This window comes from Dactylosporangium sp. CS-047395, assembly GCF_050942185.1.
GTDB lineage: Bacteria > Actinomycetota > Actinomycetes > Mycobacteriales > Micromonosporaceae > Dactylosporangium.
Genome location: NZ_CP192015.1, coordinates 3,113,423 through 3,127,665 on the forward strand (window position 1 = coordinate 3,113,423; position 14,243 = coordinate 3,127,665).

Below are 14,243 nucleotides of genomic sequence, written 5' to 3' on the forward strand. Positions count from 1 at the left end.
TGTTCCTGGTCTTTTCACCACCCCGACCCCGACGGCCCAAACTGTCCCGCGTCTTTTTCCACCCTGCCCCCGGCCCGTTACCTTTTTTAGGTCCCCGTTGGGGGCGCTCGGTCGCCTGGTTCGGTATGACTTACTGCCCCTGTCGTCGGCATGATCCGGGGGGTGTTGTCGCCGGGCTGGGTGGCGTCGACGGACCGCTGATAGGGACACGACCACCTGATGTGCCTGGGTAGGTCTCTTCGTAACGTGGCTGCCGGCAGTCGACGCCAAGTTCGCGATCGAGGCTTGGGACCGTCGCGGGGAGGCGATGTGCACGGCGACTATCAGGTGTTTCTCGGGCTTGACGTCGGTAAGGACGGCCATCACGCGGTGGCGTTGACCCGGGAGGGCAAGCGGCTGCACGACGCCGCGTTGGTCAATACCGAGGCGAAGCTGCGGCAGGTGTTCGACCGGCTCGCCCGGCATGGCCGGGTTCTGGTGGTGGTTGACCAGCCGGCCTCGATCGGGGCGCTGCCGGTCGCGGTCGCCCGGCACGGCGGCCACCAGGTCGCATACTTGCCCGGACTGGCGATGCGCCGCATCGCGGACCTGCACCCGGGTGCAGCGAAGACCGACGCCCGTGACGCCTACGTCATCGCTGACGCCGCCCGCACGTTGCCGCACACCCTGCGCCGCGTCGACGTCGGCGACGAGACCCTGGCCGAGCTCGAGGTCCTGGTCGGCTTCGACGACGACCTCGCCGGTGAAGCCACCCGGATCAGCAACCGCCTCCGCGGGCTGCTGACCCAGATCCACCCCGCCCTCGAGCGGGTCCTCGGGCCGAAAGTCCAGCACAAAGCCGTGCTGGAACTGCTGTCACGCTGCGGCGGCCCGGCCGGTCTGCGTCGCGCGGGCCGGTCGAAACTCGCCGAGATCGTCCGTCCGCACGCACCCCGCATGGGCGAACGTCTGGTCGAGCAGCTCGTCGCCGCCCTGGGCGAGCAGACGGTGACCGTTCCAGGCACCGCTGCGGCGGAGAAGATCCTGCCGAAACTCGCTGAGAGTCTGCGCGAGGTGCTGCGCCAGCGTGACGAGGTGGCCCGGGAGGTCGAAGGGATGCTTGATGCGCACCCTCTTGCCTCGGTCCTGACGTCGATGCCGGGCATCGGGGTCAGGACCGCAGCCCGCATCCTCCTCGAGGTCGGCGATGGAGGCGCCTTCCCGACCCCCGGACATCTGGCCGCCTACGCCGGCCTGGCCCCGGTCACCCGCCGTTCCGGCAGCAGCATCCGCGGCGAACACCCACCTAAGGGCGGGAACAAGCAGCTGAAACGCGCGTTCTTCCTCGCCGCGTTCGCCAGCCTCTCGCACCCACCCTCACGGGCCTACTACGACCGCAAACGCGCCGCCGGCAAACGCCACAACGCCGCCCTCATCTGCCTCGCCCGCCGCCGCTGCGACGTCCTGTTCGCCATGCTCCGAGACCAGACGCCCTACCAAGCCCGTCAAGCTGCCGCTTGACGAAACCCATAGGGACACCCCCCCGGCCCCCCCGGCCCCCCCGGCCCCCCCGGCCCCCCCGGCCCCCCGGCCCCCGGCGCTCAGCTACGGCAGCGCCCTCCGCTCCGCAACATCCACCGACCCCGCCATCCCCAGCAACGGCGCCATCGTCGGACACAGCAACGACACACACTCCCGTGAATGCGCGTCATACACATCCCGCCCAATCGGCACCACCGTCACCGCAAGCGGCCGAAGCGCCCCACTAGCCCAGTACCGCTGCGTCCCCACCGCCCGCCGAAGAGCCCGCCGCAAGCTCGTCGTGAACTGCGTGAACTCATGCCGCACGCCGCCGTGCCGAGGAACCGGCCAGTCGAGGCGCACCGCGTAGCCGTCCGGAATGTTCGAAGCCATCGCCACCACCCCTCACTCGTTGAGGCAACGATCGAAGCTGCCTCCATGCTACTCGAACACCAGTTCGAATTCACGCCTCGTGCGGGCCCGAAAGAACTGGTTCCAACACGCAGCGTGACCTGCCCAGGTATGGAGCGCAACTCACCGTGTGCGCAAACTTCCCCAGCGTGTGCAAGCGAAACAACGGCGGCTTCAATCGATGGACCACCGGCACCGGGCATGCGACCGTGATCAGCGTGACCGAGGACGTGTACTGCGACCTGCCCACCGGCATCCGCGTGTGCTACCGCGTGGAGGGTGAGGCACGGGGAGTACCACTGCTGCTTGTTGCGGGTTTAGGGCTTGACCTGACGGCGTGGCCGCGCGCCATGCTGGACGGCCTGCTCGAGCGGGGCTTCCGGGTGGTGCGGTTCGACAATCGGGACACCGGTCACTCGACCCGCGTCGCCGCGCCGCCGCCGAGTCTGTTGCGCCAGCTGGTCGCGCGGCCGCCGCGCGGTGCGTATCGGCTCGAGGACATGGCCGACGACGCCGATGGGCTGCTGGAGCATCTGGGCATCGCCCGCGCGCACGTGGTCGGCATGTCGATGGGCGGGATGATCGGGCAGGCGCTGGCCGCGACCCACCCCGGCCGGGTCGCCACCCTCACGTCGATCTTCTCCACCACCGGCGAGCGGCGCGTCGGTCAGCCGGCCCGCTCGACGCTGCTGCGCATGGCCAAGCGACCGGCCCGCACGGTCGAGCAGTGGACCGTTCGGCACCTGTCGATGCTGGATCACATCGGCTCGCGGGCGTACCCGTACGACGAGGCGATCGAGCGCGCCTGGGCCGCCGAGGTGTGGGAGCGCGGCGGGGGACCGGCCCGTGCGGCCGGCGTGGCGCGGCAGATCGGCGCGATTCAGGCTTCCGGCGACCGTACCGCCGCGCTGCGCGCCATCACCGCGCCCACGCTCGTCATCCACGGCGACGTCGACCGGATGGTCCATCCGAGCGGCGGCAAGGCCACGGCCACGGCGATCCCGGGCGCCCGGCACGTCGAGATCGCGGGCATGTCGCATCACCTGGCACCCGAGCTGATCAAGCGCTTGGTCGGCCTGATCGCCGAGACCGCCGAACTGGACAAAACCCGCTAAATGATGATATTGGCGATATGTCGGGCGCGCCAGCGCCTGACATATCGATCCCCATCACGCAGTAGCCGCGCGGACCGTCCACAGAGAGCGCCGAGGCCGATCCGGGAGCGCAATCCGACCGGTGGCCCAGAGCAACAGGTGTCCGGCGTCGGCCTCAGGCGGTACATCGGGAAAGAGACGCGACAGGACCTGCGACGCGAGATCCGAGGGTGGCGTCCACGTCAGGCCGAGGCCCTGGGCCACGTCCCAGGTGTGCACGAGGATTTCGTTGACGCCCATGGCGGCGAACCCGCTGGGATCCGTCGGGCCCCAGTGCCAGGCGCGCGCCGACGGGCCCGCGGCGTCCAGGGACAGGCACAGCAGCCGGCCGCACGCCGCCATGATCTGCAGGGTCGTCGCGGGGTCCGTCCCCGGTTGTACGACCAGGTCCAGCGGGAGGTACGCATGCTCGGCGCGGGCCGTGAGCTGGGTCGCGTACGCGGTCAGGTCGTGGGCGATGTGCTCCGCCGTCTCCAGGCACGTCCATTCGAGCACCCCCGCCGGCGCAGACCAGGCCGACGGCGGCGAGGTCACGGGCGACAGCAGGGTCAGGGACTCGTCGAGGGCGCGCCGGACATCTCCGCTGTCCACGCCGGCACGGTACCGGTGGCGGGCTGTGGGCGCACCTCCTCCGCCGTCAGCGGGATCGGGCCGCGGAACTGCCGGGCGACCGCCGTGAACCAGCCGAGGTGGATCTCGTCGCGGTCGGCCACGTACGCCGCGCGCAGCTCGTGCCAGCGCAGGCCCGGGTGACGGTGGTGCACGTTGTGCAGGTTGAACGCGAGGACGAAGAACTCCAGGGCGCGCGGCAGGGCGAGGTTCATCGCGTCCAGCGGGCGTTCCAGGCGGGTCCGGTAGTGGTACGCGTTGTCCGCCAGCGACACGATCAGCGCCCGGGCACCCACCGCGCTCCACAGCATCCAGAGGTGGCCGCCATAAGCCAGGGTCGATCCCGTGTACGTCACGACGACCGCGATCGCCTCGACGCGGAACTTGCGCAGGTTGTCGCGGCGCGCCACGCGTTCGAAGAGCAGGCCGGTCACCGAGTCCAGCGAGTCGGTCCGCCGCACCAGCCAGCGCCAGCCGGGCCGGGGGAGGAGCACGAGGACGACCGAGAGCAGCTCCAGGAGGTACAGGCCGCCGAGCAGTCTCGGGTAGTACGTCCGTGCGGCGGTCAGCCAGGTGGAGCGCTGCGGGTCGTAGACCTCGGTGCGTTCGCGTTGCGTGCGGCTGTACCGGTGATGCAGCAGGTGACCGGCCTTCAGCAGGGTGAACGGGCCGCCGTAGCCGGCCGCGAGGAGCCGGCCCAGGCGATCGTTCCAGGCCCGGTCGCGCAGGAGGATGCCGTGGATGGACTCGTGGATGAGCGACCAGAGGGGGACGGTGGTGAGCGCGATCGGCCCGAGCAGCCAGGCCCAGCGCAGGTCGAGCGGTAGCAGGACGAGTGGCAGCACGACGAGCTGCAGCAGCAGGATGGCGAGCGCGACACCGACCAGCGCGATCGCCAGCACCGACTGACGGCGGACCATGTTCGCACGCTAGCCCGGTCAAGGAAACGCCCGAGTGACCTGCTCGCGAAGACTTGGGTGTCACCATGGCCCTTGTGTTTCTGGAGATCATCGCGCTCGACGCGGCCGACGCCCGGGCCGCGCAGGACGGCGGCGCGGACCGCGTCGAACTGGTCAGCGACATGGGCGTCGGCGGGCTGAGCCCCGACCCGTCGACCGTGGCGTCGGTCCTGCGGGCGGTGTCGATCCCGGTCCGGGTGATGCTGCGCACGCGACCGGACTTCGCCGCGACCGACGACCTGGTCAAGACCCTGCACGAACTGCGGGAGGCCGGGGCGGCGGAGTTCGTGCTCGGCTTCCTCGACGCGGCCGGGGCGGTGGACCGGCCGGCCCTCGACGCGCTGCTGGACGGCTACCCGTGGACGTTCCACCGGGCCCTCGACGCCGCCGCCGACCGGGCCGCGGCCTGGGCCGCCCTGGACGGTCTGCCCGGGCTCACCTCGGTGCTCACGGCGGGCAGCCCGGACGGGATGGCGGCCGGGCTTCCCGCGCTCCTGGCCGACGCGCCGGGCCACGGGCCGCTGATGCTCGCCGGGGGCGGCCTGCGCGAGTCGTACCTCCCCGCGCTCACGGCCGCCGGGGTCCGCGCCTTCCACTCGGGCAGCGCGGTTCGTCCCGGCGGCCGCTGGACCGCCCCCGTCTCGGCGGACCTGGTCCGCCGCCTGCGTCAGGCGCTCGGCCCGGCCACCCCGAGCAGGTTCCCCTCGGGATCCTGAAAGTGCCCGACGGTGAAGTCGCCCCGCGCGGGCTCGGGTCCCATGACGCGCTTGCCGCCCAGGCGCTCGGCCTGCGTGAGGGCCTGCTCGACATCGGGCACGCTCACATAGAAGAGCACCCGTGTTGGATACCCGGGGCCACCGCCGACACCGCCGTTGATGCCGGCCTCGACGAAGTGGTACTCGCCGTCGGCGGAGACACTGGTGGTGGCCGCGTTGCCGGGCGGGTGGAACTCCCAGTCGAACAGCCCCGCGTAGTAGTCACGCAGCGCGCCCGGTGAGGTACCGCTGATCTCGAAATGCACCACGGGCAGTCCCATGTCGAGCTCCTTCCGTCAATCCGTTCCTACCAGGAGGTCGGACCGAACAGCGGGAGCTCGACATGGGGCCGGTCGGATCAGAGGGTCCAGTTCTGGTTGGCGCCGCCGCCGCAGGACCAGATCTGCAGCCGCGTGCCGTTGGCGGAACTGGGCCCGGTCGCGTCCAGGCACTTGCCCGAACCGACGTTGACCAGCGTCTGCCCGGTGCGGGTCCACTTCTGGGCGTTGGTGCCGTTGCAGTCGTACAGCTGCACCTTGGTCCCGTTCGCCGTGCCCGCCGCGGCCACGTCCATGCACTTGCCGAGCGCCCGCAGCGTGCCGTCCGAGGCGCGGGTCCACTTCTGGGCCGTCGTGCCGTTGCAGTCGTAGAGCTGCACGGCCGTACCGTTGGCGGAGCTGGCCCCGGCGACGTCGACGCACTTGCCGCCGTAGCCGACGATCTGGCCCGCGGTGCCGGTCGGGCCGGTGGTCGGGGTGGTCGGGCCGGTGGTGGGGCCGGTGCCGACCCACGCGCTCGCAGCCGCGGACCCCGTGTTGTCGATCGCGGTGTTGTTCTCCACCGGGCTGGGCACGGACGACGGGAAGACGATGAACGTCACCGGGCCGGCGGTGCCGCCGGTGGCCGGGTTCGGGTCGATGCCGAGCGCCGTGGCCAGGGCGTAGGAGCCCTCACCGATGATGTTGTCGGGCCCCTCGTCGGCGAAGACCGCGTAGGCGACCTGGTTGTTGTAGACGACCGCGGCCACCGCGCCGGGCCGGATGCCGTTGGCGCCGTAGTCGAAGCGCGAGCTGGGCAGCGGGATCACGTAGTACCGCGTGCTCTCGGAGGTGAAGTAAGACCCGTTCGACGTGGTGAACGAGGTCTGCGCCTGGTACCACGGGTCGGTCGAGGCGTTGCAGTGCGACGTGCCGATGCCGTCGCAGTCGATGTCCATGTCGGCGCTCCAGAAGTACGCCGAACCGCTCTTGCAGATGGCGACGGTGGCCGCCCCGCCGTCGTCGGTGGCGTACTTGCCGTTGGACACCTGGTTGCAGGTCTGGGTTTTCGCGAGCAGCTGGCTCGCGCTCGGCCCGGCGGCCAGGGCGCTCCTGCCGGTCTGGGCCAGGGCGTACGCGGTGGACGCGCCGAACGACAGCAGAACTGCCGCGAGTGCGATGAGGGGGACGCGGTACCTCTTCACGAGCAGGCTCCTTGGAAGACAGCGGTAGCGCGGACGTTCCGACAGGAAACCTTACTGACAGATATGTGTCAATAGGTCAATCCCTCGCGCAGCAGCTTGAACGCGTCCCGGGCGGCTTCCACGGCACCGGGATACCGCTCGTCGGCGCTGATGCCGCCGGTGAGGCGGCGCCGGTTCTCGTCGGCGAGCGCCCGGTGCACCGCGAAGATCATGTAGGCCGCCACCCGCGACGAGATGGCCTGGGCGAGCGCCTCCTCGGCCCGCGTCTGGTACAGCAGCAGCCGCGCCTGCAGCGACGGCGTGGCCAGCACCATGGCCACGAAGGCGAGGGTCGGCCGCCGGTCGTCGAGCCCGGTCACCGGATCGCGCCGCGCCAGCCCGTCGAGGAAGTGCCGTTCCAGGACCGCGAGCGGCGGCCCCCCGCCGGCCACGACCCGGGCCAGCTCGTCCTGGTGGTCGCTGAAGGCCCCGATGACCAGATCTTCCTTGCTCGGGAAGTACTTGAACAGGGTCCGCTTGGACACCTCGGCCGCCGCCGCGATCTCGTTCACGCTGACCGCCTCGAACCCCGACGCGAGGAACAGCCGGGTGGCCGCGTCCTGGATGCCCTGCCGGATGCGCTCGCTCTGGCGCTGCCGAAGTCCCGTCACGACGCGAATGGTATACCGGGTTGAAAAGTAAACCGGGTATACCTATCCTCGACCGCATGACGGGGTACACGACAGCGACGGTCAACTCGGCGGACGGCACCGTGATCGGCTACCGGCGGTACGGCGGAACCGGCCCCGGCCTGGTCCTGCTGCACGGCGGGATGAAGGCCGCGCAACACTTCTCGACCCTGGCCACGACGCTCTCCGACGCGTTCACGGTGCACGTCCCCGACCGCCGGGGCCGCGGCCGGAGCGGCCCGCACGGCGAAGGCCACGGCATCGCCCGCGAGGTCGAGGACCTGCGGGCCCTGCTCGCCGCGACCGGCGCCGAGTTCGTCTTCGGCCTCAGCGTCGGCGGCCTCATCGCGCTGCGCACGGCCCTGGTCACACCCGCGCTGCGCCGGCTCGCCGTCTACGAGCCCCCGCTGTCGATCAACGGCTCGATCCCGATGGACTGGCTCCCGCGCTACGACCGCGAACTGGCGGCCGGCCACCGGGCGTCGGCGCTGATCACCGCGATGCGGGGGCTTCCGGTGGAGCCGATCTTTCATCGGGTACCGCGAGCAGCCCTCACCCCCCTGCTCGCCCTCGGCCTGCGCGCCCAGAAGGCCGGCCCCGACGAGACGACGATCGCCGAGCTGATCCCGACCCAGGGCCACGACGTCCGCCTCGCCGAGGAGCTCGCCGACACCGTCCCCGACTACGCCGCCGTGCGGGCCCGCGTCCTGCTGCTGGGCGGCACCCGCGGCCCGTCGTTCTTCGAGCCGGCCCTGGCCGCGCTGGCCGCCACCCTGCCCGACGCCCGCCGCATCACGTTCCCGGGCCTGACCCACGAGGGCCCCGAGGACGACGGGCACCCCCTCGTCGTCGCCCCGGCCCTGCGCGAATTCTTCACCGCCGGGTGAGGACGGGCCCGTCCCTCCGGCATGCTGAGCGGTGTGGACAACTCGCGCCCCTTCACCCTCGCCGCCCTGCCCGACGTCGCCGCCGACATCGCGGACAAGCTGACCGCCGCCGGGTTCACCGAGGCGCCGCACCTGCGCCAGGCGCTCGCGCTCGCCGAGGAGGCCGGCGAGTTCGTGGGCGCGGTGCGGCGGCACTACGGGCTCGCGCGGCGGACCGGATCGATGCAGGACGTCGAGGCGGAGCTGGCCGACGTGGTCATCACGGCGTTCGTCACCGCCCACACCATGGGCTTCGACCTGGAGCGGGCGGTGGGGGAGAAGCTCGGCGTGGTGTATACCCGCGGCTGGCGCGAAGGGGAGCGGGCATGAGCTGGCTGGAGATCGTCGGCTGGCTGGGCTCGGCCGTGCTGGTCTGGTCGCTGCTGCAGAAACGGTTGCTGCGGCTGCGGGTGTTCAACCTGATCGGCTCGGTCATCCTGGTCGGCTACAACGCGCTGGTGGGCGTCTGGCCGATGGTCGGGCTCAACCTCACGCTCGCCGTCATCAACGTCTGGCAGCTGTACTCCCTGCTGCGCACCCGCCACGACGAGCGCACCTACCAGGTCGTGGAGGTCGCCACCGACGACAACTTCCTGGCCCACGTGCTGCGGGTGCACTGGGCCGACATCGCCAAGTTCAACCCGGCCTTCAAGTTCGACGACGAGCACCGGCTGGCCTTCATCACGCTCAACGGCGACGAGGTCGTCGGCGTGCTCATGCTGCGCCCGGACCCGCAGGACCCCGAGGTCGCGCAGGTCGAGCTGGACTACGTGACCCGCCGCTACCGCGACCTGTCCCCGGGCGAGTTCGTCTTCCGCCAGAGCGGCCAGCTCACCGCGCACGGGTTCCGCCGCGTGCTCACCCCGCCCGGCATGGTCGCCCCGTACTACTCCCGCCTGGGCTTCCAGCCGACCGGCGACCGGTACACCCTGGACCTCGCTTCTCATTAGCTCTGCTAACGAGGTATTGTTCTCTGCGTGGATCACGAGGGGCTGGCCGACGCGCTGGCCGGGCAGCTCAACGGCGTGCGCCGGGTGCTGCGCCGGCAGCTGCGGGCCGGTCTGGCGGTTCCCGCGCTGACCGGCAGCCAGGTCGAGCTGCTCCGGCTGGTCGAGAGCGCGCCCGGCACCGGGGTCTCGGCCGCCGCCGCGCAGCTGCGCCTGGCCGGCAACTCGGTCAGCACCCTGGTCAACCAGCTCACCGAGGCCGGGCTGCTGCGCCGCGAACAGGACCCCGCCGACCGCCGCTCGGCCCGGCTGTTCCTCACCGCGGCCGCCGTCGCGCGCCTCGACGCCTGGCGGCAGGCGCGCATCTCGCTGCTGGCGGGCGCGCTGGACGAGCTCGGCGAGGACGAGCGGCTGGCGTTGGCGGCGGCGGTACCGGCGCTGGCCCGTCTCGCCGACGTCCTCTCACAGCAAGGGAGTGCCGATGGACAACGCGGTTGAGGCGGTCGAGATTCACGGGCTGCGGCACCGGTTCAAGGAGACGCTCGCCGTCGACGACCTGTCGCTCGACGTGCGGCCGGCCGAGATCTTCGGGCTGCTCGGCCCGAACGGTGCCGGCAAGACGACCACGATCCGGGTGCTCACCACGCTGCTGCCCCCGCAGGCCGGCCGGGTCGCGGTGTTCGGGCTCGACGTGCGGCGCAACCGGATGGCGGTCAGGCGCCTCATCGGGTACGTCCCGCAGGCCCTCTCCGCCGACGCCGGGCTCAGCGGCCGCGAGAACGTCGCGCTGTTCGCGCGGCTGTTCGACGTACCCCGCGCCGAGCGCAAGGCCCGAGCCGACGCGGCGATCGAGTCGATGGGCCTGGCCGAGGCCGCGGACCGGGTGGCCGGCACCTACTCCGGTGGCATGATCCGCCGCCTCGAACTGGCCCAGGCCCTGGTCAGCGCGCCGCGGCTGCTGGTGCTGGACGAGCCGACGATCGGGCTCGACCCGGTCGCGCGGGCCGGCGTCTGGGAGCGGATCACCCAGGTGCGGGCCGAGACCGGGATGACGGTGCTGGTCACCACGCACTACATGGAGGAGGCCGAGGAGTTCTGCGACCGGGTCGCCCTCATGCACCGCGGACGCATCCGCGCGCTGGGCACCCCGGCGGAGCTGGTCGCCTCGGCGACGGGCGAGAGCCTGGACGACGTGTTCCGGGAGTACACCGGCGATGATTTGGATTCGGGAGGGTTCAGCGATGTCCGTGCAGCTCGCCGCACCGCACGCCGCCTCGGCTGACGCGCGCGCCGCGAACCCGGTGCGGGTCCTGTGGACCCGGATCGTCGCGATGTGCCTCGTCGAGCTGCAGAAGCTCCGCCGCGACCGCACCGAGGTCGTCACGCGGGCCATCCAGCCGGCGCTCTGGCTGATCATCTTCGGTCAGACGTTCACCCACCTGCGCGCGATCCCGACCGGCGGCATCCCCTATCTCGACTTCCTCGCCCCCGGCATCCTCGCCCAGTCGGCGCTGTTCGTGTCGATCTTCTACGGCATCCACATCATCTGGGAGCGCGACGCCGGCGTACTGGCCAAACTCATGGTCACGCCCACCCCGCGCGCGGCCCTGGTGACCGGCAAGGCGTTCGCCGCCGGCATCCGTGCCCTGGTCCAGGCGGTCGTGGTGCTCGTGCTGGCCGCGGTCCTCGGGGTTTCCCTCACCACAAACCCGTTCAAGCTCCTTGGTACCGCCTGTGCGTTGCTCCTGGGCTCCGCGTTCTTCTGCTGCCTGTCCATCACGCTCGCCGGACTGGTCCTGAAGCGCGACCGGATGATGGGCATCGGCCAGGCGATCATGATGCCGCTGTTCTTCGCGTCGAACGCGCTGTACCCCGTCTCCGCCATGCCCGGCTGGCTCCGCGTGCTCAACCACGTCAACCCGCTGAGCTACGAGGTCGACGCCCTGCGCGGCCTGCTGATCGGCACCCCGTCGCGGCTGCTGCTGGACTTCGGCGTCCTGGTCGGCTCGTGCGCCCTGGCCGTCTTCGCGGCCTCGGCCATCCTCGGCCGGCTCACCCGTTGACGCGATGTCATGAAGCGGTGATCTCCACACGCTGTCACCACATCCCGGTGATGCCCTACGATGCGTACTCATGGCAGATGGCGTCGGCGACGAGCAGGCCGGCTGGTCGGACCGGATCGACACGACCACCGCACACCCCGCCCGCCGGTACAACTACTGGCTGGGCGGCAAGGACAACTTCGCCGCCGACCGCGAATCGGGTGAGCAGATCGCCCGGGTGTACCCCGCGATCCGCACCACGGCCCTCGAGAACCGCTACTTCCTGCAGCGCGCCGTGCAGTATCTGGCCGGCGAGGCGAACATCCGGCAGTTCCTGGACATCGGCACCGGCATCCCGACCGCGAACAACACCCACGAGGTGGCCCAGGGCATCGCCCCGGACTCGCGGATCGTCTACGTCGACAACGACCCGATCGTCCTGACCCACGCCCGCGCGCTGCTGACCAGCACCCCGGAGGGCGCGACGGCGTACATCGACGCCGACCTGCGCGACCCGGCCGGCATCCTGGCCGACGAGAGCCTGCGCAAGACCATCGACGTGCAGCAGCCGGTCGCCCTCATGCTGATCGCGATCGTGCACTTCCTGTTCGACGAGCACAAGCCGTACGAGCTCGTCCGCTCCCTCATCGACGCCCTCCCGTCCGGCAGCTACGTCGTCATGACCCACGGCACCGCCGACCTGAACGACCCGGCCGCCCGCGACTACGCCATGGCCGAGATCAGGGCGGGCCGCCTCAAGGTCGACGCGATGCCCCGCTCGAAGGACGAGATCGCCCAGTTCTTCACCGGCCTGGAGATCCTCGAGCCGGGCATCGTCCCGGTCACCGCCTGGCGCAACCCGATCCCCGAAGAGGACCGGCCCCCGCTCGTCGACACCGCCATGTACGGCGTGGTGGCCCGCGTCCCGTAGGTTCGCCTGCTTCGGCGAAGGCCCCCGTCCGGTGACACCTGGCTGACACCGACGGGGCCTAGGCTTTGCCTGCGACCGATGGCTAGCGGAACCGGCGGCGGCGCAGGCCGAACAGCAGCAGCACCACGCCGGCGCCCAGCAGCACGGCGCCCGTGGTCACCAGGGCCGGGATGTTCGTCCCGGTCACCGCGAGCTGCGGCCCAGCGGTGCCGGTCGACCGCGCCGAGGGCGAAGGCGGAGGTGTGGTCGGCGGGGGAGTCACGGTGGCGAAGTCGGCGAAGATCTCGTCCAGGGCCTTCTTCAGCGCCGCCGTCGCGTCCGGCAGGTAGTAGTAGCGGCCGCCGGTTTCCGCGGCCATGCGCTGCAGGACGAACCGGCTCGACAACGGTGGACCCGCCGCGGCCCTGACCTGGTCGCCCTGGCGGGACAGGGCCGCCGTGTGGTCCGAGCAGTCGCCGGTCAGCAGGACGTTGATGCGTACGCCTGCGGACTTGGCCTGGGCAATCAGGGCGTCCACGTCGTCCGGCTGGGCGGAGGCATCGGTCGGCACCAGCATCTGCTCGTCCGCCGCCGGGTCCGTACCCATGGCCGTCAGGCAATGCCGACCCGCTTGGGCTTGCAGCCATCGGCACCGCAGCTCGTTGCGTCCGCGCCGGCATCGGCCTGAAGCCGCTCCCGTGGACCTAACGACCCACCCGTTCCGGCGAAGGGTCAGACGCGCACGGCGGCCGGGCCGGTCGAGCCGCGGACCGTCAGGTGCACCGGCAGCATCACCTGCTGGCGCGTGGTCGGCGACGGGGCCGAGGTCCGGTCCAGGCGGGAGAGCAGCATCGACACCGCCACCCGGCCGGCCTGTTCGATCGGCGCGGTCAGCGTCGTCAGCGGCGGGTGGCAGAAGTCCGCGCCGAAGATGTCGTCGCAGCCGACCACGCTGATGTCCTCCGGCACGCGGACGTGGCGTTCGCGCAGGCGTTGCAGGATGCCGATCGCCAGCAGGTCGTTGAAGACGATGCAGGCCGTCGCGCCGGTGTTCAGGACCGCGTCCGCGGCCGCCGGGCCGGAGCCGCGGCCCGAGGGGAAGGGGCCGACGCGGGTGAAGGACAGGCGGTGCCGCGCGGCCACCTCGCGCATCGCGTGCCAGCGGGCCTCGTTCGGCCAGGAGCGCTGCGGGCCCGAGACGTAGGCGATGTCGCGGTGGCCCAGGGACAGCAGGTGCTCCGCGGCCTGGCTGATGCCCGACGGGGTGTCGATGATGGCGCTCGGCACGCCGCGGACGTTGCGGTTGATGGTGACCAGGGGGATCTCGCCGGCCAGGCGGGCCAGTTCGCGGTCCGGCAGGCGGGAGGCGGCCAGGATCGCGCCGTCCAGCGAGCGGCGCATCTTGTGCAGCATCTCGGCTTCCAGCTCGCCCGAGTCCTCGGTGTCGATGAGCAGCTGCGCGTAGCCGGCGGCCTTGAGCTGTTGCTGGGTGCCGCGCAGCACGCCGAAGTAGAACGGGTTGGTCACGTCCGAGACGAGGACGGCGATGGCCCGGGTGCGGCCGGAGGACAGGGCGCGGGCGGGGGAGCTGGGCACGTACCGCAGCTCCCGCGCCGCCGCCTCGATGCGTTCGCGGGTCACGGCGTTGACGCGGCCCGGGTTGTTCAGGGCCCGCGAGACGGTGGAGGCGGCGACGCCGGCGGCCGCGGCGATGTCGTTGATCGTCACCGGGCGGTCGCGGCCGGAGGGGCGGGGCATGCCCGACAGCGAAGCAGATTTGGCAAAAGATGGCAAACGATTGCCACCACTTCACCAGCGTTGATAGCGTCCGCAACCATCGATCAGTGCCACCGATTGCCACCCCGACAAAGCCCCAGTCGCACACCCCCAATAGATCAGC

Annotated in this window: 17 protein-coding genes; 10 read left to right on the plus strand and 7 right to left on the minus strand. The window is 71.3% G+C overall.

Annotated features, from left to right (window positions below; all coding sequences use genetic code 11):
- Positions 1-309: 309 nt before the first annotated feature.
- Together ACQP00_RS14535 and ACQP00_RS14540 are read left to right on the plus strand one after the other, a co-directional pair.
- Positions 310-1,500 carry an IS110 family transposase gene (locus tag ACQP00_RS14535; RefSeq protein WP_433223854.1) on the plus strand — a complete coding sequence of 397 codons (1,191 nt, stop codon included), beginning with the start codon at positions 310-312 and terminating at the stop codon, positions 1,498-1,500.
- Positions 1,501-2,060: 560 nt separating this feature from the next.
- A complete protein-coding gene (locus ACQP00_RS14540; RefSeq protein ID WP_433219192.1) occupies positions 2,061-3,026 on the plus strand; it encodes an alpha/beta fold hydrolase in 966 nt (321 codons plus the stop codon).
- 54 nt (positions 3,027-3,080) lie between these two features.
- On the opposite strand, the gene ACQP00_RS14545 is transcribed toward ACQP00_RS14540, so the two are convergent.
- Both ACQP00_RS14545 and ACQP00_RS14550 read right to left on the minus strand, forming a co-directional pair.
- Entirely contained in the window at positions 3,081-3,656 is a 576-nt protein-coding gene (locus ACQP00_RS14545; RefSeq protein ID WP_433219194.1) for a maleylpyruvate isomerase N-terminal domain-containing protein, read from the minus strand.
- Positions 3,614-4,594 (minus strand): fatty acid desaturase, encoded by a 981-nt coding sequence (locus ACQP00_RS14550; protein ID WP_433219196.1) that lies wholly within the window; start codon positions 4,592-4,594, stop codon positions 3,614-3,616. The genes ACQP00_RS14545 and ACQP00_RS14550 overlap by 43 nt, the downstream gene beginning before the upstream one ends.
- 65 nt (positions 4,595-4,659) lie before the next feature.
- On the opposite strand from ACQP00_RS14550, the gene ACQP00_RS14555 reads away from it, so the two are divergent.
- Positions 4,660-5,349, plus strand: a complete 690-nt coding sequence (locus tag ACQP00_RS14555) for a copper homeostasis protein CutC (protein ID WP_433219198.1) — start codon at positions 4,660-4,662, stop codon at positions 5,347-5,349.
- Here ACQP00_RS14555 and ACQP00_RS14560 read toward each other — a convergent pair.
- The 3 genes from ACQP00_RS14560 to ACQP00_RS14570 all read right to left on the minus strand — a co-directional run bounded on the left by ACQP00_RS14560 (position 5,301) and on the right by ACQP00_RS14570 (position 7,500).
- The gene (locus ACQP00_RS14560; RefSeq protein ID WP_433219200.1) at positions 5,301-5,669 is read right to left on the minus strand and encodes a VOC family protein; all 369 of its coding nucleotides are present in this window, start codon (positions 5,667-5,669) and stop codon (positions 5,301-5,303) included. The two genes, ACQP00_RS14555 and ACQP00_RS14560, sit on opposite strands and share 49 nt — an antisense overlap.
- Positions 5,670-5,746: 77 nt before the next feature.
- The gene (locus ACQP00_RS14565) at positions 5,747-6,850 is read right to left on the minus strand and encodes a ricin-type beta-trefoil lectin domain protein (protein WP_433219202.1); all 1,104 of its coding nucleotides are present in this window, start codon (positions 6,848-6,850) and stop codon (positions 5,747-5,749) included.
- Positions 6,851-6,918: 68 nt separating this feature from the next.
- A complete protein-coding gene (locus tag ACQP00_RS14570; protein ID WP_433219204.1) occupies positions 6,919-7,500 on the minus strand; it encodes a TetR/AcrR family transcriptional regulator in 582 nt (193 codons plus the stop codon).
- A 56-nt stretch (positions 7,501-7,556) separates the two neighbouring features.
- Here ACQP00_RS14570 and ACQP00_RS14575 point away from each other — a divergent pair, with 56 nt between their 5' ends.
- From ACQP00_RS14575 to ACQP00_RS14605, 7 genes are all read left to right on the plus strand, one after another.
- Complete coding sequence (locus tag ACQP00_RS14575; RefSeq protein WP_433219206.1) at positions 7,557-8,405, plus strand: alpha/beta fold hydrolase; 849 nt, start codon at positions 7,557-7,559, stop codon at positions 8,403-8,405.
- A gap of 33 nt (positions 8,406-8,438) precedes the next feature.
- Positions 8,439-8,774 carry a MazG nucleotide pyrophosphohydrolase domain-containing protein gene (locus ACQP00_RS14580; RefSeq protein ID WP_433219208.1) on the plus strand — a complete coding sequence of 112 codons (336 nt, stop codon included), beginning with the start codon at positions 8,439-8,441 and terminating at the stop codon, positions 8,772-8,774.
- Positions 8,771-9,394 (plus strand): hypothetical protein, encoded by a 624-nt coding sequence (locus ACQP00_RS14585; RefSeq protein ID WP_433219210.1) that lies wholly within the window; start codon positions 8,771-8,773, stop codon positions 9,392-9,394. Before ACQP00_RS14580 ends, ACQP00_RS14585 begins: the two co-directional genes overlap by 4 nt.
- Positions 9,395-9,421: 27 nt before the next feature.
- Entirely contained in the window at positions 9,422-9,889 is a 468-nt protein-coding gene (locus ACQP00_RS14590) for a MarR family winged helix-turn-helix transcriptional regulator (protein WP_433219212.1), read from the plus strand.
- Positions 9,873-10,673 carry an ABC transporter ATP-binding protein gene (locus tag ACQP00_RS14595; RefSeq protein WP_433219214.1) on the plus strand — a complete coding sequence of 267 codons (801 nt, stop codon included), beginning with the start codon at positions 9,873-9,875 and terminating at the stop codon, positions 10,671-10,673. Before ACQP00_RS14590 ends, ACQP00_RS14595 begins: the two co-directional genes overlap by 17 nt.
- Positions 10,633-11,454 (plus strand): ABC transporter permease, encoded by an 822-nt coding sequence (locus ACQP00_RS14600; RefSeq protein ID WP_433219216.1) that lies wholly within the window; start codon positions 10,633-10,635, stop codon positions 11,452-11,454. The genes ACQP00_RS14595 and ACQP00_RS14600 overlap by 41 nt, the downstream gene beginning before the upstream one ends.
- Positions 11,455-11,524: 70 nt before the next feature.
- Positions 11,525-12,364, plus strand: a complete 840-nt coding sequence (locus ACQP00_RS14605; protein ID WP_433219218.1) for an SAM-dependent methyltransferase — start codon at positions 11,525-11,527, stop codon at positions 12,362-12,364.
- A gap of 82 nt (positions 12,365-12,446) precedes the next feature.
- Here ACQP00_RS14605 and ACQP00_RS14610 read toward each other — a convergent pair whose 3' ends face one another.
- Entirely contained in the window at positions 12,447-12,950 is a 504-nt protein-coding gene (locus tag ACQP00_RS14610) for a hypothetical protein (RefSeq protein WP_433219220.1), read from the minus strand.
- 125 nt (positions 12,951-13,075) lie between these two features.
- Positions 13,076-14,101: a LacI family DNA-binding transcriptional regulator gene (locus ACQP00_RS14615; protein ID WP_433219221.1), complete on the minus strand. Its 1,026-nt coding sequence runs from the start codon at positions 14,099-14,101 to the stop codon at positions 13,076-13,078.
- Between the last annotated feature and the right edge of the window lie 142 nt (positions 14,102-14,243).

What these genes read in the sequence shown, in the direction of transcription:
- ACQP00_RS14560 (WP_433219200.1), bottom strand. Translation starts at nt 5,669, where the DNA reads ATGGGACTGCCCGTGGTGCATTTCGAGATCAGCGGTACCTCACCGGGC.
- ACQP00_RS14595 (WP_433219214.1), top strand. Translation starts at nt 9,873, where the DNA reads ATGGACAACGCGGTTGAGGCGGTCGAGATTCACGGGCTGCGGCACCGG.
- ACQP00_RS14605 (WP_433219218.1), top strand. Translation starts at nt 11,525, where the DNA reads ATGGCAGATGGCGTCGGCGACGAGCAGGCCGGCTGGTCGGACCGGATC.
- ACQP00_RS14555 (WP_433219198.1), top strand. Translation starts at nt 4,660, where the DNA reads ATGGCCCTTGTGTTTCTGGAGATCATCGCGCTCGACGCGGCCGACGCC.
- ACQP00_RS14575 (WP_433219206.1), top strand. Translation starts at nt 7,557, where the DNA reads ATGACGGGGTACACGACAGCGACGGTCAACTCGGCGGACGGCACCGTG.
- ACQP00_RS14585 (WP_433219210.1), top strand. Translation starts at nt 8,771, where the DNA reads ATGAGCTGGCTGGAGATCGTCGGCTGGCTGGGCTCGGCCGTGCTGGTC.
- ACQP00_RS14615 (WP_433219221.1), bottom strand. Translation starts at nt 14,101, where the DNA reads ATGCCCCGCCCCTCCGGCCGCGACCGCCCGGTGACGATCAACGACATC.
- ACQP00_RS14610 (WP_433219220.1), bottom strand. Translation starts at nt 12,950, where the DNA reads ATGGGTACGGACCCGGCGGCGGACGAGCAGATGCTGGTGCCGACCGAT.
- ACQP00_RS14550 (WP_433219196.1), bottom strand. Translation starts at nt 4,594, where the DNA reads ATGGTCCGCCGTCAGTCGGTGCTGGCGATCGCGCTGGTCGGTGTCGCG.
- ACQP00_RS14600 (WP_433219216.1), top strand. Translation starts at nt 10,633, where the DNA reads ATGTCCGTGCAGCTCGCCGCACCGCACGCCGCCTCGGCTGACGCGCGC.